This is a genomic window from Microbacterium memoriense, from assembly GCF_025398275.1.
GTDB classification, from domain to species: domain Bacteria; phylum Actinomycetota; class Actinomycetes; order Actinomycetales; family Microbacteriaceae; genus Microbacterium; species Microbacterium memoriense.
Genome location: NZ_JAODOR010000004.1, coordinates 207,579 through 228,134 on the forward strand (window position 1 = coordinate 207,579; position 20,556 = coordinate 228,134).

General features: G+C 67.3%; 22 protein-coding genes, 1 tRNA gene and 1 other RNA gene. 19 read left to right on the plus strand and 5 right to left on the minus strand.

The genetic code is table 11. The features are described from left to right. Window positions 1-16 precede the first annotated feature (16 nt). From ftsE to smpB, 3 genes are read left to right on the plus strand one after another with little or no spacing between them, the layout of a single operon-like run. Window positions 17-1,030 (plus strand): cell division ATP-binding protein FtsE, encoded by a 1,014-nt coding sequence (gene ftsE, locus N4R40_RS03705; RefSeq protein ID WP_261606012.1) that lies wholly within the window; start codon window positions 17-19, stop codon window positions 1,028-1,030. After that, on the plus strand, window positions 1,027-1,941 hold the full coding sequence (gene ftsX / locus N4R40_RS03710) for a permease-like cell division protein FtsX (protein ID WP_261606013.1): 915 nt from the start codon (window positions 1,027-1,029) through the stop codon (window positions 1,939-1,941). Before ftsE ends, ftsX begins: the two co-directional genes overlap by 4 nt. Before the next feature lie 54 nt (window positions 1,942-1,995). Continuing rightward, a complete protein-coding gene (gene smpB, locus N4R40_RS03715) occupies window positions 1,996-2,472 on the plus strand; it encodes an SsrA-binding protein SmpB (protein ID WP_261606014.1) in 477 nt (158 codons plus the stop codon). A 148-nt stretch (window positions 2,473-2,620) separates the two neighbouring features. Here the strand turns inward: smpB and N4R40_RS03720 are convergent, their stop codons facing one another. Continuing rightward, window positions 2,621-3,286: an SIMPL domain-containing protein gene (locus N4R40_RS03720; protein ID WP_261606015.1), complete on the minus strand. Its 666-nt coding sequence runs from the start codon at window positions 3,284-3,286 to the stop codon at window positions 2,621-2,623. 121 nt (window positions 3,287-3,407) lie between these two features. Between N4R40_RS03720 and ssrA the strand changes: the two genes are divergently transcribed. Then, window positions 3,408-3,776, plus strand: a transfer-messenger RNA (tmRNA) gene (gene ssrA / locus N4R40_RS03725). A 71-nt stretch (window positions 3,777-3,847) separates the two neighbouring features. Here ssrA and N4R40_RS03730 read toward each other — a convergent pair. Together N4R40_RS03730 and N4R40_RS03735 are read right to left on the minus strand one after the other, a co-directional pair. Continuing rightward, the gene (locus N4R40_RS03730) at window positions 3,848-4,438 is read right to left on the minus strand and encodes a nitrate ABC transporter substrate-binding protein (protein ID WP_261606016.1); all 591 of its coding nucleotides are present in this window, start codon (window positions 4,436-4,438) and stop codon (window positions 3,848-3,850) included. A 17-nt stretch (window positions 4,439-4,455) separates the two neighbouring features. Further along, on the minus strand, window positions 4,456-5,286 hold the full coding sequence (locus tag N4R40_RS03735) for an inositol monophosphatase family protein (protein ID WP_261606017.1): 831 nt from the start codon (window positions 5,284-5,286) through the stop codon (window positions 4,456-4,458). Window positions 5,287-5,380: 94 nt separating this feature from the next. On the opposite strand from N4R40_RS03735, the gene N4R40_RS03740 reads away from it, so the two are divergent. The 10 genes from N4R40_RS03740 to N4R40_RS03785 all read left to right on the plus strand — a co-directional run bounded on the left by N4R40_RS03740 (window position 5,381) and on the right by N4R40_RS03785 (window position 14,300). Then, a tRNA-Lys gene (locus N4R40_RS03740) sits at window positions 5,381-5,456 on the plus strand. 257 nt (window positions 5,457-5,713) lie between these two features. After that, on the plus strand, window positions 5,714-6,916 hold the full coding sequence (locus tag N4R40_RS03745; protein ID WP_261606216.1) for a substrate-binding domain-containing protein: 1,203 nt from the start codon (window positions 5,714-5,716) through the stop codon (window positions 6,914-6,916). Window positions 6,917-6,938: 22 nt separating this feature from the next. Beyond that, entirely contained in the window at window positions 6,939-7,718 is a 780-nt protein-coding gene (locus N4R40_RS03750; protein ID WP_261606018.1) for an ABC transporter ATP-binding protein, read from the plus strand. Continuing rightward, complete coding sequence (locus tag N4R40_RS03755; RefSeq protein ID WP_261606019.1) at window positions 7,715-8,425, plus strand: ABC transporter ATP-binding protein; 711 nt, start codon at window positions 7,715-7,717, stop codon at window positions 8,423-8,425. Before N4R40_RS03750 ends, N4R40_RS03755 begins: the two co-directional genes overlap by 4 nt. After that, window positions 8,422-9,297, plus strand: a complete 876-nt coding sequence (locus N4R40_RS03760) for a branched-chain amino acid ABC transporter permease (protein WP_261606020.1) — start codon at window positions 8,422-8,424, stop codon at window positions 9,295-9,297. The genes N4R40_RS03755 and N4R40_RS03760 overlap by 4 nt, the downstream gene beginning before the upstream one ends. Next, entirely contained in the window at window positions 9,294-10,436 is a 1,143-nt protein-coding gene (locus tag N4R40_RS03765; RefSeq protein ID WP_261606021.1) for a branched-chain amino acid ABC transporter permease, read from the plus strand. The genes N4R40_RS03760 and N4R40_RS03765 overlap by 4 nt, the downstream gene beginning before the upstream one ends. Beyond that, a complete protein-coding gene (locus N4R40_RS03770) occupies window positions 10,433-11,986 on the plus strand; it encodes a class I adenylate-forming enzyme family protein (RefSeq protein WP_261606022.1) in 1,554 nt (517 codons plus the stop codon). Before N4R40_RS03765 ends, N4R40_RS03770 begins: the two co-directional genes overlap by 4 nt. After that, window positions 11,973-12,659, plus strand: a complete 687-nt coding sequence (locus tag N4R40_RS03775) for a TetR/AcrR family transcriptional regulator (protein WP_261606023.1) — start codon at window positions 11,973-11,975, stop codon at window positions 12,657-12,659. The genes N4R40_RS03770 and N4R40_RS03775 overlap by 14 nt, the downstream gene beginning before the upstream one ends. Next, on the plus strand, window positions 12,652-13,404 hold the full coding sequence (locus N4R40_RS03780) for a 3-hydroxybutyrate dehydrogenase (protein ID WP_261606024.1): 753 nt from the start codon (window positions 12,652-12,654) through the stop codon (window positions 13,402-13,404). Before N4R40_RS03775 ends, N4R40_RS03780 begins: the two co-directional genes overlap by 8 nt. Before the next feature lie 26 nt (window positions 13,405-13,430). Next, window positions 13,431-14,300, plus strand: coding sequence for an alpha/beta hydrolase (locus tag N4R40_RS03785; protein WP_261606025.1), 870 nt, complete (start codon window positions 13,431-13,433; stop codon window positions 14,298-14,300). Window positions 14,301-14,303: 3 nt separating this feature from the next. Here N4R40_RS03785 and N4R40_RS03790 read toward each other — a convergent pair whose 3' ends face one another. Continuing rightward, window positions 14,304-15,098: an IclR family transcriptional regulator gene (locus N4R40_RS03790; RefSeq protein ID WP_261606026.1), complete on the minus strand. Its 795-nt coding sequence runs from the start codon at window positions 15,096-15,098 to the stop codon at window positions 14,304-14,306. 103 nt (window positions 15,099-15,201) lie between these two features. Between N4R40_RS03790 and N4R40_RS03795 the strand changes: the two genes are divergently transcribed. The 3 genes from N4R40_RS03795 to N4R40_RS03805 are packed head-to-tail and all read left to right on the plus strand — an operon-like array spanning window position 15,202 to window position 17,867. Continuing rightward, a complete protein-coding gene (locus tag N4R40_RS03795; RefSeq protein ID WP_261606027.1) occupies window positions 15,202-16,002 on the plus strand; it encodes a CoA transferase subunit A in 801 nt (266 codons plus the stop codon). Between the two features lie 3 nt (window positions 16,003-16,005). Further along, a complete protein-coding gene (locus N4R40_RS03800; RefSeq protein WP_261606028.1) occupies window positions 16,006-16,686 on the plus strand; it encodes a 3-oxoacid CoA-transferase subunit B in 681 nt (226 codons plus the stop codon). Beyond that, on the plus strand, window positions 16,683-17,867 hold the full coding sequence (locus N4R40_RS03805; protein WP_261606029.1) for an acetyl-CoA C-acetyltransferase: 1,185 nt from the start codon (window positions 16,683-16,685) through the stop codon (window positions 17,865-17,867). Before N4R40_RS03800 ends, N4R40_RS03805 begins: the two co-directional genes overlap by 4 nt. Before the next feature lie 151 nt (window positions 17,868-18,018). Here the strand turns inward: N4R40_RS03805 and N4R40_RS03810 are convergent, their stop codons facing one another. After that, a complete protein-coding gene (locus tag N4R40_RS03810; protein WP_261606030.1) occupies window positions 18,019-18,273 on the minus strand; it encodes a hypothetical protein in 255 nt (84 codons plus the stop codon). A gap of 90 nt (window positions 18,274-18,363) precedes the next feature. Between N4R40_RS03810 and N4R40_RS03815 the strand changes: the two genes are divergently transcribed. Continuing rightward, window positions 18,364-19,788: an alpha,alpha-trehalose-phosphate synthase (UDP-forming) gene (locus N4R40_RS03815; protein ID WP_261606031.1), complete on the plus strand. Its 1,425-nt coding sequence runs from the start codon at window positions 18,364-18,366 to the stop codon at window positions 19,786-19,788. Beyond that, window positions 19,785-20,552 (plus strand): trehalose-phosphatase, encoded by a 768-nt coding sequence (gene otsB, locus N4R40_RS03820; RefSeq protein WP_261606032.1) that lies wholly within the window; start codon window positions 19,785-19,787, stop codon window positions 20,550-20,552. Before N4R40_RS03815 ends, otsB begins: the two co-directional genes overlap by 4 nt. The last annotated feature ends 4 nt before the right edge of the window (window positions 20,553-20,556 follow it).

A 20,556-nucleotide genomic window follows, 5' to 3' on the forward strand; every position in this document is an offset into this window, starting at 1 on the left:
TTAGGCTCGTCAGGTCATGATCCGGTTCGAGCACGTCACCAAGAGATTCCGTGGGACCAGCAAGCCGGCGTTGAACGACGTCGACTTCGAGGTCCAGCGCGGTGAGTTCGTCTTCCTCGTCGGGGCTTCCGGCTCGGGCAAGTCCTCGTGTCTGCGGCTGATCCTGCGCGAAGACCAGCCGAGCGAGGGTCGCGTCGTCGTCCTCGGCCGTGATCTGCACTCCCTGTCGAGCCGCAAGGTTCCGTACTTCCGTCGGCACATCGGGTCGGTGTTCCAGGACTTCCGGCTTTTGCCGAACAAGACGGTGTTCCAAAACGTCGCCTTCACGCTCCAGGTGATCGGGTCCTCGCGCGCGTTCATCCAGCAAGCGGTGCCCGAGGTGCTCGCCCTCGTCGGACTCGAAGGCAAAGACAAGCGATTGCCGCACGAGTTGTCCGGCGGTGAGCAGCAGCGCGTCGCGATCGCGCGCGCTCTCGTGAACCGGCCGCAGATCCTCCTCGCCGATGAGCCCACGGGCAACCTCGACCCGGCCACATCGGTCGACATCATGCAGCTGCTCGCGCGGATCAACGCCGGAGGGACCACCGTCGTGATGGCGACCCACGAGGCCGGCTTCGTCGACCAGATGAAGCGCCGTGTGATCGAGCTCCGCGGCGGAGTCATGGTGCGCGACGATCGCCACGGGGGATACGGCGACACCTCCGCGATCCCGAGCCTGACTCCGCAGGCGGAGAAGGGCGCGGCCGCCACGGCAGCCTTGACCGCCGTCCTGCAGCTTCAGCGGGAGATCGCCGCACAGCCGGCTCCGGCGGCTCCGGATGCCGCGGTCGTCCCGGCATCCGATCCCGCACCCGCCACGACGACAGAACCGGAAGTCGATCCCGCGCCCGGGACCCGGCCCATCAAGATCGCCGCACCGGCGGTGGACCTGGACGGCCTGGGGATCGGCGGCCTCGATGCCGACGGACGCGGCGTCGCCGACCGATTGGGCCTCGGCCAGGAAGAGGACGAAGTGGGGCCCACGACATGAGGATGCAGCTGATCCTCGGTGAGGCGCTCACCGGACTCCGCCGAAACGCGTCGATGGTGATCTCCGTCGTGCTCGTGACGTTCGTCTCGCTGACTTTCGTCGGCGCGGCGATGCTCATGCAGATCCAGATCGGCAAGATGCAGGACTATTGGGCCGATCGGGCCCAGGTCGCCGTCTTCATGTGCCGCGCCGATTCGACCGTCACGACCTGTGTCGACGGAGCCGCGACGCAGGAGCAACTCGACGCCGTCGCCGCCCAGCTCGACAGCCCCGCGCTCGGCGCTGTCGTGCGCGATGTTCGGTTCGAGTCATCGGACGAGGCGTACCAGAACCTCCTCGACCTCTACGGGCAGGAATACGCCGACTACGTCACGCCCGAACAACTGGGGGAAACCTACTGGGTCAATCTCGTGGACCCGGCCCAATCCGACGTCATCACGGAGGCCTTCAACGGCACTCCGGGTGTCGACAACGTCCGCAATCAACTGCAATACCTGGAGCCGTTGTTCTCGGCGCTGACCGTGGCGACCTATATCGCGGTCGGCATCGCGGGGCTCATGCTGATCGCTGCCGTCCTGCTCATCTCGACGACGATCCGCCTGTCCGCTTTTGCGCGGCGAAAAGAGCTCGGGATCATGCGATTGGTGGGAGCCTCGAACCGGTTCATCCAGACGCCGTTCATCCTCGAAGGTGTCTTCGCCGCCTTCATCGGATCGCTGTTGGCCGGCGGCGCGATCGTCGCCGGCATCCACTTCGGGGTCAACGGCTATCTGAAGGACCGGATCGACTTCATCACCAAATGGGTCGACATATCGGATGCGGCTGTCGTCATCCCGATCATCATCCTGATCGGACTCCTGCTCGCAGCACTGTCGGCCGGATTCGCGATCCGCCGATGGTTGCGCACCTGAGGCAGCGGTCCGGGTAGACTGACAGGCTGCCATCCGGATCGAGAGGGGGAGGACATGCCCAAGGAACGCGGAGAGAAGGTCGTCGCGACCAATCGTCGCGCGCGCCACGAGTACGCGATCGAGAAGACGTACGAGGCGGGGCTCGTCCTCACCGGTACCGAAGTGAAGTCGCTCCGTGAGGGACGCGCCAACCTGAGCGACGGGTACGCGTACATCGACGGTGGCCAGGCGTACCTCGATGCCGTGCACATCCCGGAGTATGCGCAGGGGCACTGGACGAACCACGCGTCCAAGCGCACGCGCAAGCTCTTGCTGCACAAGGAAGAGATCATCAAGCTGTCGCACGCGGTGTCGGCCGGTGGCTACACGCTGATTCCCCTAAAGCTCTACTTCTCCGATGGCCGGGCCAAAGTCGAAATCGCCGTCGCCAAGGGCATGCGCGAGTTTGAGAAGCGTCAGACGATCCGCGAGCGCGAAGACAAGCGCGAGGCCGAGCGGGCGATGCGCGCCCGCAACCGCCTCGGCGACTGACCGCGGTCCGCGCGCCGGCAGGCGCTATGACCGCAGAATGTCGCGATCTCCGCAGGGGGATGCGGCATCCGGTGCGGAGATGTCGACATTCTGCGAAGTTCGTGACCCGCAGTCGGGCGGATGCCGGGCGAGGCGCCGGGATCGACGGTCAGCTCGCGGCGAACCGCGCCTCGACAGCGGCCGTGATGACGATTTCCTCGGGGTGGAAGTCGATCGCCGGTGCGGCGCCGACATCCATCGAGATCGCCGTCCTAGCGAACATCCGCGGGCTCGGCGCCGTCTCCTGACCTTGCGTGAGCAGCCCGAGATCAGCGATCTCGAGCGGCGTGACCGTGGTGCAGTCGATCGCGGCGGCGTACGAGGTGGCGCGTTCGACGGCGACCGCGACAGCCGCCGTGGCGACCGCGCGTTCGGTGCGCGCGCGGGTGTCGGGGGTGAGCTGCCAGTTGACCGCGCCGATGTGCAGGCCCTCTTGCGTGGCGATCCCGTTGAGCCAATCAGACAGGGCGACGAAGTCCGCGAAGGTCGCGATGATGTCCACGGATGCGTGATGGACGAGGTCGAGCTGATGACCCTCGTTGTTCCAGGGGCGGTCGGACCAGATCGAGACGCGCTCTGCCGACCAGTCTTCGATCGTGCCCGCGGCCTTGCGTGCTGCGAGGTCTTCGCGCACCGGCGCGGCGAGCGCCGCGATGCGTTCCACCACACCGCCGCGCTGCGGACCGTCGACCGCCGCGGAAATGTGTGCGACGGCGCGTTCGGGAGCCACACGCGCTTCGTCGGAACCCCGGACCGTGATGATGACCTCGCTCATACGAGCGACTCTACGCCGCGCGGTGATAGGCTGGGATGCTCGGGCGCCCCGGCATCCGAGCACAACTCCACAGCGTGACAGTGGCTCATTCGCCGCACGGCCGAAAGGTCGAAAGGCTCACGGGGCTGATCGGTTTCGACAGCGCCTGCGAATCTGCGAGAAGCGGGCCGAGGATGCAGGGTTATCTCGTTAACGATCTCTGCAAAACTATAAGTGCCGAAACCAAGCGCACTGAGTTCGCCCTCGCTGCATAAGCGAGCCTGAACTCCGTCAGACCGTAGGCGATCCCGCTACGGATCCTGGCGTCATCTAGGGATCTTGCTGTGTGACGGGGTCTCGACGTCACACGGGACTCTTCTGGGACTGGGCTTGTCGACTTAGGTGTCTGTGACAAAGGTCGGAGCCGAGCAGAACGTTTTCACAGACTGCGCCCGGAGAAAACGCAGTATCTCAGCGTTGGACGGGGGTTCGATTCCCCCCAGCTCCACGATGTCACTGTCACCAGTGGAAGACCCCGGTCTGCGTGTGCGCACGCGGGCCGGGGTCTTTGTCTGTCTGCGGTCAGCCCAGCGGCCTCTCGATCAGCAACAGATTCTGCTTCGTGTCGGAGACGGTGACCCAGCCATCGCCGAACTCGTAGGTCATGCCGTAGCCGTTCTCGTCCACGGTGGGAGCCTGCATGCCGTCCTCCGTGACATAGACCCCGTCGGAAGCCTCCTCGATCGTCCAGCCTTGCGCCACGAGCTGGTCTTGTGCGACCACGGCTTCGTCCTCCGTGATGGGCGCCCAGCCGAAGAGGAGCAGGTTGCCGCTCGCGGTCGTGAAATCGGCCCACATGCACTGCATCCCCTCTTCGAGGGTGAGGTCTCCGACCGTGAACGGATCTTGTCGGTAGGTCCATCCCTGCACCGTGAGGTCGGTGAGGATCTCCTCCGACACGAGGTTGTCGCACGTGGCCTCCGACGCTCCGGCCGTGGCGGTCGTGGTCGGCATCGGCTCTGCTGCGCCGTCGCTAGGGTCCGGGTTCGGTGCGGTGGTCACGGTCGTCTCCGTCGGCGACGGTTGTGCCGATGTGGCGCACCCGGTCAACAGCAGGGACAGCGCGCCGAGACTGGCGAGGACGGCGGTGGGGATGACGCGGGCAGATGCCATGGAGGGGTCCGGATCGTTCAGGCGGGGGAGTGGAGGAGGGACAGGAAGGACTCGTGCAGGATGCCGTTCGTCGCCAGCGAGGAACGAGACGACACCGATTCGGCGCCGGCGAAGTCGGTGAACGTGCCGCCGGCTTCGCGGATGATCGGGACGAGGGCGGCGATGTCGTATTCCTTGACGCCGAACTCGGCCACGAACTCGAGGCGCCCTTCGGCCAGCAGCATGTACGGCCACGTGTCGCCGTAACCGCGATCACGCCAGACCGCGCGGCTGAGGCGGAGCAGGGCATCGGTGTGGCCCGCTTCATCCCACTGCGCGATGCTCTGGAAGCTGGCACTCGACGCCGCGACATCCGACACCGTCGACACGGACAGTCGTCGCGGTGGCCCGGCGGGGGTGTTGGTCCACGCGCCGAGTCCGGTCGCGGCCCACCAGCGGCGGCCGAGCGCGGGCTGGCTTGCGACGCCGACCCGGGGAACCCCGTCGATCGCCAGTGCGATCAGGGTGGTCCACATCGGGATGCCCTTGAGGTAGTTGGCGGTGCCGTCGATCGGGTCGATGATCCACTGCCGCGCAGCATCGCCGCTTGTGCCGAACTCCTCCCCGAAAATGCCGTCGGACGCTCGTTCATCGGCGAGGATGCCGCGGATCGCGCGTTCTGTCGCCAGGTCGGCCTCGGTGACGTACGAGGCGTCGGCCTTGGTCTGTACGTCCAGATCGGGGGCGTCGAAGCGTGCCATCGAGACTGCGTCAGCAGCGTCGGCCAGTCGGAGAGCGAGCTCCAGTTCGCCGGACAGGTCGCCGTCGAAGGGCGCGTTCCACGAGGGCCGGGGGGAGGGGGAGCTCACTCCTCCAGGATACGGTGCCGCTGGTGCCTCGATTGGCGATCCTGGGCATCGGGATGGTAACGTTGGTCCTCGTTCGCCTCGCAGCGAACAGAGCGCACCTCTAGCTCAATCGGCAGAGCAATTGACTCTTAATCAATGGGTTCTCGGTTCAAGTCCGAGGGGGTGCACCACCGAAAGGCCCCGGAGAAATCCGGGGCCTTTCGCGTGTGCGGGGTACGCCGCCGACTGCGCTGGTTCGTCTCGAGCGCGCCGGATCCGCACCGCGCGCCGCGGGCGCTCTCGTCCGCAACCAGCGCAATCGGCGGCGCTGGGCCGCGCGGTTATGAGATCGTGACCGCGCTGGTGTTTGACACGGCGGGCGAACCTGAACATGATTGCAGTACCTGAATCAGTTCTCAGGTTCCTTCCAATGGTGAAAGGCACGCACATGCGGGTTACGAAGAAGTTGCTCCTGGGGACCGTGGCCACAACGGTAGCCCTCGCCCTGGCGGCCTGCGCGCCGTCCGTCGGCACGACCGCGACGAGCGAGACCGGCGACGCCGGCCCGGCAGAGATCACCATCGGAGTGATCACGAGCGAGACCGGCGCTCTGGCCAGCTACGGCAAACAGTACCTCGATGGGTTCAAGGCCGGCCTCGACTATGCCACCGACGGTTCGAACGAGGTCAATGGCACGAAGATCACCGTCGACTACCGCGACGACGCGGGCGACGTCGACACCGCCGTCGGAGCCGCGAAGGAGCTCATCGGTGAGGGCGTCACGATCCTCGCCGGCAGTGCAGCATCCGGTGTCGCCGCGGCTGTCGCCGAGCAGGCGGGTCAGAACCGGGTGCTGTTCGTCTCCGGTCCCGCCGCCGCCGATGCGCTCACCGGCATCAACGAATACACGTTCCGCAGCGGTCGCCAGTCCGCGCAGGACGTGGCCACTGCCGGAACGTTCCTGGGCGACCTGAGCGGCAAGACCGTCACGGTCTTCGCCCAGAACACCGCTTTCGGCCAGGGCAACGAAGCCGCCGTCAAGGCGATCCTCGGTGCCAAGGGAGCGACCGTCAACAGCGTGCTGGTCGCGGAAGACGTGACCGAGTTCACTCCGTTCGCCCAGCAGATCCTCACCGGCAGCCCCGACCTCGTTTTCGTCGCCTGGGCCGGTGCCACGTCCGGCGCCATGTGGCAGGCGATGAGCCAGCAGGGTGTGCTGGATGCCGTCCCGGTCGTCACGGGTCTCGGCGACGCGGCGACGTTCGGCGCGTACGGCGAAGCGTCCGAGAAGATCAGCTTCCTGAACTATTACTTCCCCGGCGGCCCGGAGAGCGACGTGAACGACGCGATGATCGAGCTCGTCGAGGCTGCCGGCGGTACGCCCGACCTGTTCACGCCGGATGGCTTCAACGCCGCGATCATGCTCGTCCACGCCATCGCTGAGGGTCGAGGCGATGTCGACGCGATGGTGTCGGCGCTCGAAGGCTTCACGTTCGACGGGCCCAAGGGCAGCCTCACGGTGCGCGCCGGAGATCACGCGCTGATCCAGGAGATGTACCAGGTCAAGCTCGTCGCAGGCGGCGACTCTTTCGTCCCCGAGTTGGTCGACACCGTCGCCGCCGAGGACGTCGCGCCCGCCGAAGCCCCGTAAGCACGAAAGAGACAGAGACCTGATGAGCGACCCTGTCCCGTCCGCGCTGTCGATCCGCGGTCTCGGCCTGCAGATCGGCGGGGCGACCATCCTCAAGGACGTCGACCTCGAGATCGCACCCGGCACGCTCGTCGGCGTGATCGGGCCCAATGGCGCCGGAAAGACCACGTTGTTCAACGTGATCTCCGGTGTCACACGGCCGACGGCCGGCAGCATCCTGATGGACGGTGACGACATCACCGGTCGGTCCGTGCCCCAACGGGCGCGGGCGGGACTGGGCCGCACATTCCAGACCTCGAGCCTCTTCCCGAGGCTGAGCGTCTGGGAGAACGTGCGCCTGGCCGCGCAGGTCGGTCTCGGCGGCAACTACTCACTGCTGCGCTTTCCGCGGCGGGCGGATGCGGCGACGGAACGCGCGCTGCAGGAGTTGATCAAGGTGGGCCTCACCCACAAGCTCGACACGGCGGCCGGCGACATCTCCCACGGCGACAAACGCAAGCTCGAAATCGCGGTGCTGCTCGCGACCGACGCGAAGACCGTGCTGCTGGACGAACCGATGGCCGGGGTCGCCTCGGGCGATGTGCCGGGCCTCGTCGACAACATCCGTGAGATGCAGCGCATCAGCGGATGCACGGTGCTCATGGTCGAGCATCACATCGACGTCCTGATGGGGCTGGTCGACCGCGTCGCGGTCATGTACTCCGGATCGATCATCGCCTTCGACACTCCGCAGAACATCATGGCCAATCCGCTGGTGCAAAGCGCCTATCTCGGCATCGCGGCGACGGAGACCGCCGCATGAGCGAGTCGATCCTCACCGTGGAGCATCTGAAGGCATCCATTGCCGGACAGCAGGTCGTCGAGGACGTCACCTTCTCCGTGCCGGCGACGGGCATCACCGCCGTCCTCGGCCGCAACGGGGTCGGGAAGACGTCGACCCTCCGCGGCATCCTGGGCCTCATCAGCAGGCAGGGCGCGGTGACGCTCGCAGGCGAACGGATCGACACGCTTCCGACCTACCGAATCGTCCAGCGCGGCGTGGGCTATGTGCCGGAGGACCGCGAGGTCTTCGCCGGCCTCACCGTCGCCGAGAACCTCGCGCTGGCCGTCCGGACGAAGAACCCTCGGCGCGACTTCGTCGACGCGCTCTTCCCCGACCTCGTCGCGCGCCGCGCGCAACTTGCGGGCACGCTCTCGGGCGGTCAGCAGCAGATGGTCTCGGTGGCCCGCGCGCTGCTGAACGAGAACCAGATACTTCTCGTCGATGAGCCGACGAAGGGATTGGCTCCCAAGATCGTGGCCGAAGTCGCCAGGGCTCTCCAAGAAGCGGCGAAGATCGTCCCCATCCTCCTCGTCGAGCAGAACCTCGAAGTCGTGCGCCAGCTCGCCGACGACGCCGTGGTGATCGCCGGTGGCCGCGTCATCCACACCGGTCCCGCACGCGGGATCCTCGACGACCCGGCCCTCACCACACGTCTCCTCGGGGTCAGCGCGGAGGTGCACACGTGAGCAGCATCGTCCTCATCCTCGTGACCGGCATCGGCCTCGGCGCGCTGTACTTCCTCGTGGCGTCTGGTCTCAGCCTCATCTATGGGCTCATGCACGTGCTGAACTTCGCGCATGGAGCCTTCCTCACGCTGAGCGCATTCGTCGGCTGGCAGGTTGCGCAAGCGCTCGGCACGGCATCGTGGGGATCCTTTCTCGTGTCGATCCTCGTCGGCGCCGTCGTCGGTGCCGTCTTCGCGACCCTGACCGAACTGATCTTGATCCGGCCGCTGTACGAGCGGCACATCGAACAAGTGCTCGTGACGGTCGGGCTCTCGTTCGCCGCCGTCGCGCTGTTCGAAGGGATCTGGGGAACAGATGCCGTCACTATCGCCGGACCCCCGTGGCTCAAGGGCACGACGGAGGTCTTGGGCGCCCGCATCCCCAACACCTACTGGGTGCTGATGGTGGCCGCCGCGATCGTGTTGATCGCACTCGTGCTCTTCTTGCAGAAAACCCGGTATGGCATGATCATCCGCGCGGGCGTCGAGAATCGGTCGATGGTGACGGCACTCGGCATCGACGTGCGCAAGAGCTTCACGCTCGTCTTCGCGATCGGTGGCGCCGCGGCCGGCATCGGCGGTGTGTTGGCGATGCACTACACGACCTTCGTCTCGGCGCACCTGGGTGCGTCTCTGCTGATCTTCGCGTTCATCGTGACGGTCATCGGTGGCCTCGGGTCGCTGACGGGCGCGGCGATCGCCTCGGTCATCGTCGCGGTGCTGCAGCAGTTCGCGAACATCTACCTGAGCGGCACGGGGGACTTCATCGTCGTCGCGCTGCTCGCGGTCGTGCTGCTGGTGCGACCACGGGGCCTCATGGGGAGGAAAGCATGACCGTCACCACTGGAGTGCCGACCCTCGTCCCCGGGCGGAAGGGCGCCTTCTTACCGTTCCTCGTCGGCGCCGCGCTCGTCGTCGTGATGGCGATCCTGCCGCTGGTGAACATCTCCCTCCCCGGCATCCTCCCCGGTCCGACGTACACGCCCGGCAGCCTGGCGCTGCTGTCGCTGTGTATGGTCTTCGCGGCGCTCGCGCTCTCGTACAACCTGCTGCTCGGCACAGCGGGGATGCTGTCCTTCGGTCACGCGCTGTATTTCGGTGCGGGTGCCTACGGGCTCGGACTCGCGCTGAACTTCTTCGGCGTGCCGCTCTGGCCGGGTGTGCTGATCGCTCTTCTCGGCGGACTCGTGATCGCCCTGTTCACCGGAGCAATCTCGATGCGGGTCTCCGGCATCCCGTTCGCCATGGTCACTCTCGCCTTCGCACAGGCCGGTTCCGTCCTCGTGCGCCGGAATCAGAGCGTCACCGGCGGCGAGGAAGGGCTGCGCCTGCCGACCGAGTACGTTCCGGAGTGGCTGGTCGGTGTCGTCAACACCCGCAATCTGTACTGGTTCACACTCGTGGTCCTGGTGATCGTCTATGCCGTCGTGCTGTGGGTCGACCGCTCGCGACTCGGACACCTGGCCGAAGCCACCCGCGAGAACGAGCTTCGCGTGCAGGTGCTGGGGCTGCGTCCTTACACGGCGAAGCTCATCGTCTTCGTCGTCGCGGCACTGTGCGCGGCACTCGCCGGCATCGCCTACATGTTGCTCCAGTCCGGCACTCAGCCGGGTGCCGTGGGCGCCGATCTCACGATCACGGTGCTCGTCATGGTCGTCCTCGGTGGCGTCGGGTTCCGGTGGGGTGCCATCGTGGGGGGTGTGCTCTACACGATCCTCGATCAGCGGCTGACCGTGCTCGCGCGGTCGGAGTGGATCCAGTCCCTTCCCGATGTGCTGCGCATCCCGCTGTCGGAGCCGCTGTTCCTGCTCGGCACGCTGTTCATCCTCGTGGTGATGTTCCTTCCCGGCGGCATCGCCGGAACGCTGGACGCGTGGGTGCGTCGGCGGCGAGGCGAGCGCACGCGGTCGCAGCTGCGGCAGTGGAGCGAGGTCGACGACACGATCGCCGAACCGTCGGAGGTGCGCGGGTGAGCGACATCGTTCCGGGCGCGCCCACGTTCGCGGACGGTCCGCACACGGTGGGCCGTTGGCTCACGGATCGTGCTGCCTCCGCGCCCGATCATGTCGCGATCGATGACCGCGGGGTGCGTATCGGTTACGCCGACCTCGAGACCCGAGCCCGGGAGCTGTCGCTCCGATTGCGGCGTGCCGGGTATGGCCCGGGCGACCGCATCGCAACGGTCTCGGGCAACTCGATCGATCACGTCGTCGCGTTCTTCGCGTGTGCGAAAGCGGGCATCGCTTTCGTGCCGCTGTCGTGGCGGCTCTCCGCACGCGAACTCAGCGAGGTCATCGAGCGGTCGGAGCCGGCGTTGGTGCTCGTCGAAGACGAGTACATCGGCATCGCCGACGACGCGTTCCGGCGGGCTGCGCAGCGACCCGTCGTCGCCGCGCTCGGGACGACCGGGATCGAAGCCACGGTGCCGCTCCGCGCGGGCGGCCCGGGGGAGCACCGCGGGGTCCGCGACGACGACCCGCTCCTGGTGATCTATACCTCGGGCAGCGAAGCAGCGCCGAAGGGGGTTGTCCTCACGCACGCGAACTGCTTCTGGAACAACCTGGCGTTGGCGGGCGCGAGTCAGCTGACCTCCGACGACGTCGTGCTGGCGATGCTGCCGCAGTTCCATGTGGCGGCGTGGAACTGCCAGCCGCTGTTGGCATGGTGGGTGGGCGCGACCGTTGTCCTGGAGAGGTCGTTCCAACCGCGTCGGATTCTGCAGTTGCTTGCCGACCGGGGAGTCACGGCGATGATGGGCGTGCCCACGCAGTACCGGCTGCTGGCGGACGATCCCGGCTTCGCCGATCTCGTCGCATCGACCCTCCGGGTGGCGTTGGTCGGCGGCGCGACGATGCCGGACGATCTCGCCACACGTTGGGCGGATGCCGGTCGTCCCCTGACGCAGGGCTATGGCCTGACCGAAGCGGCGCCCAACGTCTTGTGCGCCGGGCGCCCCTATCCCCACGTGGACGTCTGCATCGTCGATGAGGCGGCGCACCTTCCGCTGGAGGGGGTCACGAGCGGCGAGCTCTGGGTACGCGGACCCAGTGTATTCGCGGGATACCTGGGGGACCCGGAGGCGACGGCGCGAGCCCTCGTGCAGACGCCGGACGGTGTCTGGCTCCGCACCGGCGACATCGTCCACCGTGACGCTGAGGGCGTCATCCGCATCGTCGACCGGCTGAAGGACATCTACATCTCAGGTGGCGAGAACGTCGCGCCCGCCGAAGTCGAACGTGCGCTGTGCCTGCACCCCGCGATCGCCGAAGCAGCCGTGGTCGGTGTACCGGATGCCGTGTGGGGTGAGCGCGGGGTCGCCTTCGTGGTGGCTGTCCCGGGTGCGCGACTGAGCGAGGACGAAGTGCTCGCGCACGCGCGCGCCGAACTCGCCGGATTCAAAGTTCCCGCGCGGGTCGCGTTCCTCGATGAACTCCCGCGGTCCACGATCGAGAAGCTGGCCCGCTCTCGATTGCACGAACGGGCCATCGACCTGGTGAAGGGAACCGCTCATGAGCATCACTGAGCACGCAGAGGGCGACGCGGCGCACGAGCCGTCGCTGTCGGCCACAGGAAAGCCGCTCACCAAACGCGGCGAGACGACGCGCCGGAAATTGTTGGAGGCGGCCGAAGAAGTCTTCGCGTCCCTCGGCTACCACGAGGCATCCATCGTGAAGATCACCGAGCGTGCGGGCATTGGCCTCGGGACCTTCTACCTGTACTTCGACAGCAAGAAGCAGATCTTCGAAGAGCTCGTCATCGACCTCAACCGGCGCGTGCGCCACTCGATGACCGAGGCGATGGCCGGGGCGGAGAATCGGATCGCGGCCGAGCGTGCGGGGTTCGAGGGATTCTTCCGCTTCACCGCTGCGCATCCCGCGCTGTACCGCGTGGTCCGCGAAGCCGAATTCGTTTCGCCGGAAACGCTTCGTCTGCACTACACCCGCATCGTCGAGGGCTACGAAGCGGGACTCAAGGCCGCCCAGCACGCCGGAGACGTCGATGACGCGCTCGACCCCGAGGTCACCGCCTGGGCGCTGATGGGGGCCGGCGAACTGATCGGTATGCGCTTCTTGTTGTGGGAGCGCGATGACCAGGGCAACCCGCCCGCGGCCATGCCGGGGGAGATCATCGACCACATGATGCGGTTCATCCGCAACGCCCTCGCGGCGCGGACACCGGGGAGCAGCGATGACTGAGCAAGACCTGATGGGAAAGCGCGCGATCGTGACCGGGGGTGCGAGCGGGATCGGGTTGGCGTGTGCGCGCGAGTTCGCTGCCCGTGGTGCGCACGTGGTCGTCGCAGACTTCAACGCCGATGCCGCCGCAGCGGCGGCCGCGGAGATCGGGGGCGAGTCCTGGGTGGTCGACCTCTCCGACACGGCGGCGCAAGAGGATCTGCAGCTCGACGTCGACATCCTGGTGAACAATGCCGGCATCCAGACCGTGGCTCCGATCCAGGAGTTCGATCCGGAGCGCTGGCGGTTCATGCATCGGCTGATGGTCGAGTCCCCGTTCCTCCTCATTCGAGCCGCGCTGCCGACGATGTACGAGCGCGGGTGGGGGCGGATCATCAACGTCTCAAGCGTGCACGGACTGCGTGCGAGCGCGTTCAAATCGGCGTACGTCGCCGCCAAACACGCGCTGGAAGGGCTGTCGAAGGTCACGGCGCTCGAAGGCGGACCACACGGCGTCACGAGCAACTGCATCAATCCGGCGTATGTCCGCACGCCGCTGGTCGAGAAGCAGATCGTCGACCAAGCGAAGGTCCACGGCATCGCCGAAAGCGACGTCGTCGAGAAGATCATGCTCACCGAGACCGTCATCAAGCGTCTCGTCGAAGCCGACGAAGTGGCCTCACTCGTGGGTTGGCTCGTCTCGGACCGCGCCGGCATGGTCACCGGGGCGAGCTACACGCTCGACGGCGGTTGGTCGGCCCGATGAGCCCCCGCGTCCATCGCGTCGTATCGGTGCCGGTCCCCGGAGGCGAACTGGCGGTAGGCGTCTGGGATACCGAGGACCCGGACGCGCCGACGGTCGTCGCCGTCCACGGTGTCACCTCCTCCCACCTCGCCTGGGAGCTTCTCGCCGAGGCGCTTCCCGGCGTTCGGATCATCGCGCCGGACCTCCGCGGCCGCGGGCACAGCAACGCTCTGCAGGGGCCGGCCGGCATGCGCGCACATGCCGCCGACCTCGCCGCCGTGTTCGAGGACCTCGATCTTGCGCCCACGGTCGTCGTCGGCCACTCGATGGGCGGATTCGTCAGCGTCGTCTTCACGTACCTGCATCCCGAGCTCGTCACCCATCTCCTGCTCGTCGACGGTGGTCTCCCGCTCGCCGCTCCCACCGGACTCAGCCCGGACGAGCTGGTGGCGGCCATTTTGGGGCCGACCGCGGCGCGGCTGTCGATGCGGTTCGCCGATACCGACGCCTACCTCGACTTCTGGCGCGGACACCCCGCGTTCGTGGGGGAGTGGACTCCCGCGCTGGAGCGCTACCTGGCATACGATCTCGTGCCCGACGGAGACACTCTTCGACCCGCCACGAGTTACGCGATGACAGTCGAAGACACGGTCGATCTCCACACGGGCACCACGATCCTCGATGCCGTCCGAGGCATCCATCGGCCGACGACGCTGATCACGGTGCCGCGCGGCCTGCAGAACGAGTCACCGGGCCTCTACCCCCGCGATCATCTCGCTGCGCTACTAGCGGAGCACCCGGAGATGCAGCATCAGCGGTGGGAGGAGTTCAACCACTACACCGTCGTGCTCGCGGAAGCCGGAGCCGTCGCACTCGCGGGCGTCATCGCCGGGCATCTCGCGGCGCCGGCGCACTGATCGTCAGCGCGCGCTGGCAGCGATGCGGGTGGAGAGTTCGTGCGCGTGCGCGAGCAGAGTCCGTCCGAGCTCGGCGATCCGCTCCGGACCGAACCGGAACTCCACCCCCGTGAGGCTGAGCGCCCACTGCGGGTGCCCGGAACGAGTGAACACCGCTGCTCCCAGCCCGTAGCTCCCCTCCACGATGAGGCCGGCGTTGACCGAGAAGCCCCGCGACTGGGTATCGCGAAGCCGACCGCGCAAGCGAGACTCCGCATGGGCGGATCCCCACTCGGCTGTGAGGTCCGGGTGCCGTGCGAAGTACGCGTCCACATCGTGGGAGGGGAGGAATGCCAAGATCGCGAGACCCGCCGAGGCGACGCCGAGCGGGAAACGCACACCTTCCGACAGGACGAATGACCGGATGGGAAAGCTCCCGTCTTCGCGGAGGAGGCAGACCGTCTCGTCTCCGCGGCGCACCGACAGGAACGCACTCTCTTCCGTGCGCACGGCGAGCGAACGAACGATGTCACGGGCGATCGCGGTGATGTCGTACCGGGATGCCGCCACGGTTCCCATCAAATAGAGCTCGGGTCCCGGCATCCACCGCCCGGTGGATTCATCGTGGTCGACGAGGCCCTCGTGCCGGAGTGCGGTCATCAACCGGTGGGTCGTCGGGCGGGTGAGGTCTGCGCGCTGCGCGAGGTCCTGCGTGCCGACGCCGGCGTCGCCGGCGCTCGTCACGAGTCGGAGGAGGGAGGCCGCCCGGGCGATCGACTGTGCGCCGGGGATGCTCTTCGCTGTGCGGATGTCCACCATATGGACGATACGGGCGTGTGCATCCACATCGCAAGCGGTGACGTGCGCGTCCGGTCGGGCGCGCGGAGGATGGAAGGACGGATCAGGAACGAAGGAGTCCCACGTGATCGACAAGACCTCGCCCTCGGCGGCTGCGGCCGTGGCAGACATCCCCGATGGCGCCTCGCTCGCTGTCGGGGGTTTCGGCCTCTCGGGCAATCCGATCGCTCTCATCACCGCGCTCCTGGAGCAGGGCACGCGTGATCTGTCGATCGTCTCGAACAATTGCGGGGTCGATGACTGGGGCCTCGGTGTGCTCTTGAACGCGAAGCGGATCCGCAAGATGACCTCCTCCTACGTGGGGGAGAACAAGGAGTTCGAGCGTCAGTTCCTCTCCGGCGAGCTGGAACTCGAGCTGACGCCTCAGGGCACGCTCGCCGAAAAGATGCGTGCCGGGGGCGCGGGTATCGCCGCCTTCTACACCCAGACCGGTGTCGGCACGCAAGTGGCGGAGGGCGGGCTGCCGCGCAAGTACGACGGGCAAGGCGGCATTGCGGTGGCATCCCCCGAAAAGGACGTGCGCCGATTCGCTCCCGGTGGGGTTCACAACGACTACGTGCTCGAGGAAGCGATCGTCACCGACTTCGCGCTCGTACACGCCGTCCGGGGGGACACGCACGGCAATCTCGTCTTCGCGAAGTCGGCGCGCAACTTCAATCCGCTCGCGGCGATGGCCGGGAAGATCTGCATCGCCCAGGTCGAAGAGCTGGTGGCACCGGGCGACCTCGATCCGGATCACATCCATCTCCCGGGGGTGTATGTCCACCGCATCGTCGAGGTCGGGCCCGACATCGAGAAGCGCATTGAACGACGCACCGTGACGGTCGCCGATGCTCTGTCCCACGACATCCCCGAAGGAGCCTGAACAATGCCACTGTCCCGCAACGAGATGGCCGCGCGCGCGGCCGCCGAGCTCACCGACGGGTCGTATGTCAATCTCGGCATCGGGCTTCCGACGCTCGTGCCGAATTACGTGCCCGCGGGTGTCACGGTCGTCCTGCAGTCCGAGAACGGCATTCTGGGCGTCGGGCCCTATCCGACGGAAGAGAACGTCGACCCTGACCTGATCAACGCCGGCAAGGAGACCGTGACGGTCCTTGCCGGGTCGGCGTTCTTCGATTCCGCGCTGAGCTTCGGGATGATCCGCGGCGGCAAGATCGACGCGGCCATCCTGGGCGCGATGCAGGTGTCCCAGAGCGGCGACCTCGCGAACTGGATGATCCCGGGAAAAATGGTCAAGGGACCGGGTGGGGCCATGGATCTGGTCCACGGTGCCGCGAAGGTCATCGTCCTGATGGAGCACGTCGCGAAGGACGGCTCTCCGAAGATCGTCGACGCGTGTTCGCTGCCGCTGACGGGCCGCGGTGTCGTCGATCGGATCATCACCGACCTCGCCGTGATCGACGTCACGGCGAACGGCCTGGTCCTCGTCGAAACAGCTCCGGGGGTCACGGTGGCCGAGGTGGTCGCCGCGACGCAGCCCGCGCTGCACGTGCCCGAGCACCTCGCCCAGAAACACGATGCCACCGCACTCAAGGAGACAGCATGAGCACCCACGACATCGTCATCGTCGCGGCCGCCCGCACCCCGCAGGGTCGCCTGAAAGGTCAGTTGTCCTCGTTCACCGCGCCCCAGCTCGGCGGCTTCGCGATCGCCGGTGCCCTCGCGCAGGGTGCCCTCCCGGCGCACGCGGTGGATGCCGTGATCATGGGCCAGGTCCTCCCCGCGGGGTCTGGGCAGAATCCCGCTCGGCAGGCCGCGATCGCCGCCGGTATCGGGTGGGACGTGCCGGCATCCTCCGTCAACAAGGTGTGTCTGTCAGGGTTGACGGCCATCATCGACGCGGGGCGCATGATCGCGTCCGGCGACGCGACCGTCGTCGTCGCCGGAGGCATGGAGTCCATGTCGCGCGCACCGCACCTCCTGATGGGATCCCGCGAGGGGTGGGCGTACGGCTCGGTCGAGGTGTTGGACCACATGGCGCACGACGGACTCACCGACGCCTACGACCGTGAAAGCATGGGCGCGTCGACCGAGCGGCTGAACCCGGGATATGACATCGACCGCACCCTTCAGGATGCCGTGGCTGCGCGATCGCATCAGCGTGCCGCGGCGGCCCGCGACGGAGGACTCTTCGATGCGGAGATCGTCGCCGTCGAGGTGCCGCAGCGGCGCGGCCCCGCGGTGATCGTGACGACCGATGAGGGGATCCGTCCGGAGTCGACCGTCGAGAGCCTCGCGGCCCTGCGTCCTGCCTTCGCGAAGGACGGCACGATCACGGCGGGCAACTCATCCCCGATCTCCGACGGTGCCGCGGCGGTCGTGGTGACCACGCGTGCCCACGCCGACGAGAACGGGTGGCCGGTGCTCGCACTCATCGGCGCCAACGGACAGGTCGCCGGCCCCGACAACTCGCTGCACGCTCAGCCCGCCCGGGCGATCGAGCGCGCGCTCGCGAAGCAGGGGATCGCCACCACGGATCTCGATCTCGTCGAGATCAACGAAGCGTTCGGGGCCGTCGTGGCCGTGTCGCAGCGCGAGCTGGGGCTCTCGGACGATGTCGTGAACGTCCACGGCGGGGGCATTGCGGTGGGGCACCCGATCGGTGCGTCGGGGTGTCGGCTCGTCGTCCACGCCGTCCACGAGCTCGTCCGTCGCGGCAGCGGCACGGCCGCGGTGGGTCTGTGCGGAGGCGGGGGCCAGGGAGAAGCGATTATCCTTACTCGTTGACCGCTCGACCCGAGGAGGATCCCATGTGTTCGCCGATCACCTGCACGACCTGTGGCAAGACGACGTGGACCGGATGCGGTCTCCACATCGAGAGTGCGCTCGAAGGCGTTCCGGCCGAGGGCCGGTGCACCTGCGCCCGCTGAGGTGACGCTCAGGCGCCGAGACGGCGCTTGAGCAGCTTCTGCTCCTTGCCGGACACCGGCGAGTCGGGTGCGATCAGCTTGCCGCGGCCCGCGCGATAGGTGTCGACGATCGTCCCGATCGACAGCGCGAGTGTGATCCCCCAGCTGAGCCACGCCAGGCCTTGGCGCCAGGTGAACGGTGCATCACCGCGGATCCCGCGCAGCAGCGCCATGCCGGTGGACAGAGCCGTGATGATCCCAGTGCCGAAGAGGTACTTGCGCATGGGGACAACGGTACCCGGGCTTCGTCGTCTGTGCGCCCTTGTTAGCCTGGGGTCAGGTCTGCCGATACACAGGTCTGCCGAAGGAGCCCCGTGAGCGCCACTCTCGCCGCCGATTTCGTGGTGGTGTCCAATCGACTTCCGGTCGACCGTTCCGACGATGAGAACGAGCCGTGGCGGCGGTCGCCGGGCGGTCTGGTCGCCGCTCTCGAGCCCGTCATCCAGGCGTCCGGGGGCGCGTGGGTGGGGTGGCCGGGCCAGCCGGACATCGAGATCGACCCGTTCGATTTCGACGGCATGTCGCTCGTTCCGGTCGCGCTGACGGCAGACGACGTCGAGTTGTACTACGAGGGTTTCTCGAACGACACGATCTGGCCGCTCTACCACGATGTGATCTCGCCGCCGGCCTACCACCGCGTGTGGTGGGACTCCTACGTCCGCGTCAATCGTGCCTTCGCGGAGGCGGCGGCATCCGTCGCGGCCCCGGAGGCGACGGTGTGGGTTCACGACTATCAGTTGCAGTTGGTGCCGCGCATGCTGCGGGAGCTCCGTCCCGATCTCGTGATCGGCTACTTCCACCACATTCCTTTCCCGGCCTACGGCATCTACGCTCAGTTGCCGTGGCGTCGTCAGGTTCTCGAAGGACTGCTCGGTGCCGACGTCATCGGGTTCCAGCGGGTACAGGATGCCGGCAACTTCGCGCGCGCCGTTCGCCGGCAGCTCGGATTCGAGACGAAGGCGGGATCCATTCGCGTCCCCGTCGGCGGAGGGCGCGATCGCGTCGCGATCTCGAAGGCCTATCCGATCTCGATCGATGTCGCGACATACGACGAGCTGGCGCGACGACCTGACGTGCAGGCGCGGGTGCAGGAGATCCGGGAGAGCCTCGGTTCCCCCGACACGATCCTGTTCGGTGTCGATCGGCTCGACTACACGAAGGGCATCACGCACCGGCTGAAGGCCTACGGCGAGTTGCTCGTCGAGCATCGACTCGAGGTCGAGGACGTCACGCTCGTGCAGGTCGCGAGCCCGAGCCGTGAACGCGTCGTGGCGTACATGCAGTTGCGGGACGAGATCGAGTTGACGGTCGGGCGCATCAACGGTGACCACGACACGGTCGGCCACACCGCGATCCGCTATCTTCACCACTCCTACCCGCGGGAGGAGATGGTCGCGCTCTACCTCGCCGCCGACGTCATGCTCGTGACCGCTCTGCGCGACGGCATGAACCTCGTCGCGAAGGAGTACATCGCCAGTCGGGTCGACAACCGCGGCGTGCTGGTGCTGAGCGAGTTCACCGGCGCCGCAGACGAACTCACGCAGGCTGTCAAAGTCAATCCGCACGACATCGAGGGTCTGAAAGATGCCATCGTGCAGGCGATCCAGATGCCGCCGGCGGAGCAGTCTCGCCGGATGCGGGCACTGCGGCGTCGGGTGCGCGACCACGATGTGTCCGATTGGTCGCGCGGATTCCTCACCGATCTCGACCGTGCACGCGCGCGGGGGCATCGCTCGTGACACCGCGTGAGGCGGTGCGGACGCTGGCTGCGACCGAGCGGCTTCTCGTGGCGCTGGACTTCGACGGAACCCTCGCTCCGCTGCAGGACGACCCCATGGCCTCGCGGATGACACCGGACGCCGCAGCCGCGGTCGCGGCGCTGGTCGCCGCGCCGAAGACGACCGTCGCGTTCGTGTCGGGACGCGCCCTCCGGGACCTGCGTGTCATCGCCGAGCACGATGACGACTCGTCGATCCTCTTGGCGGGCTCTCACGGCGCCGAGCAGTGGCCGGCGGATGCCGAGATCACATCCGACGGTGCCGCCGAGGCAGTGCGGGACGAGCTGACCGCGCGTGCCGCAGCGGCGGTCTCGGGCTACGAGGGAGCCTGGATCGAGCACAAGGCGTTCGGATTCGCGCTGCACACGCGGCGTGCGGCACCCGCCGCCGCACGGGAAGCGGCCCGCGCGGTCGATGCGATCGTCGCGGCGACAGCGCCGGAATGGCGTCGCCGCACCGGCCACGACGTCCTCGAGTTCTCGTTCCGCGAGGAGGGCAAGGATGCCGCTGTCGCGCACCTTCGGCGCCTCACGGAGGCCACGGCCGTGTTGTTCGCCGGTGACGACGTCACGGATGAAGATGCATTGCGCTCTCTCGGCCCGGCCGATGTCGGCGTCCGAGTCGGACCGGGGGAGACCGCGGCGGCCGTGCGTGTGCGTGACATCACAGAACTCGCCGAGATGCTTGTACGCCTGGCGCGCGAGCGCACCCTCGCCCGGCAATAGACTT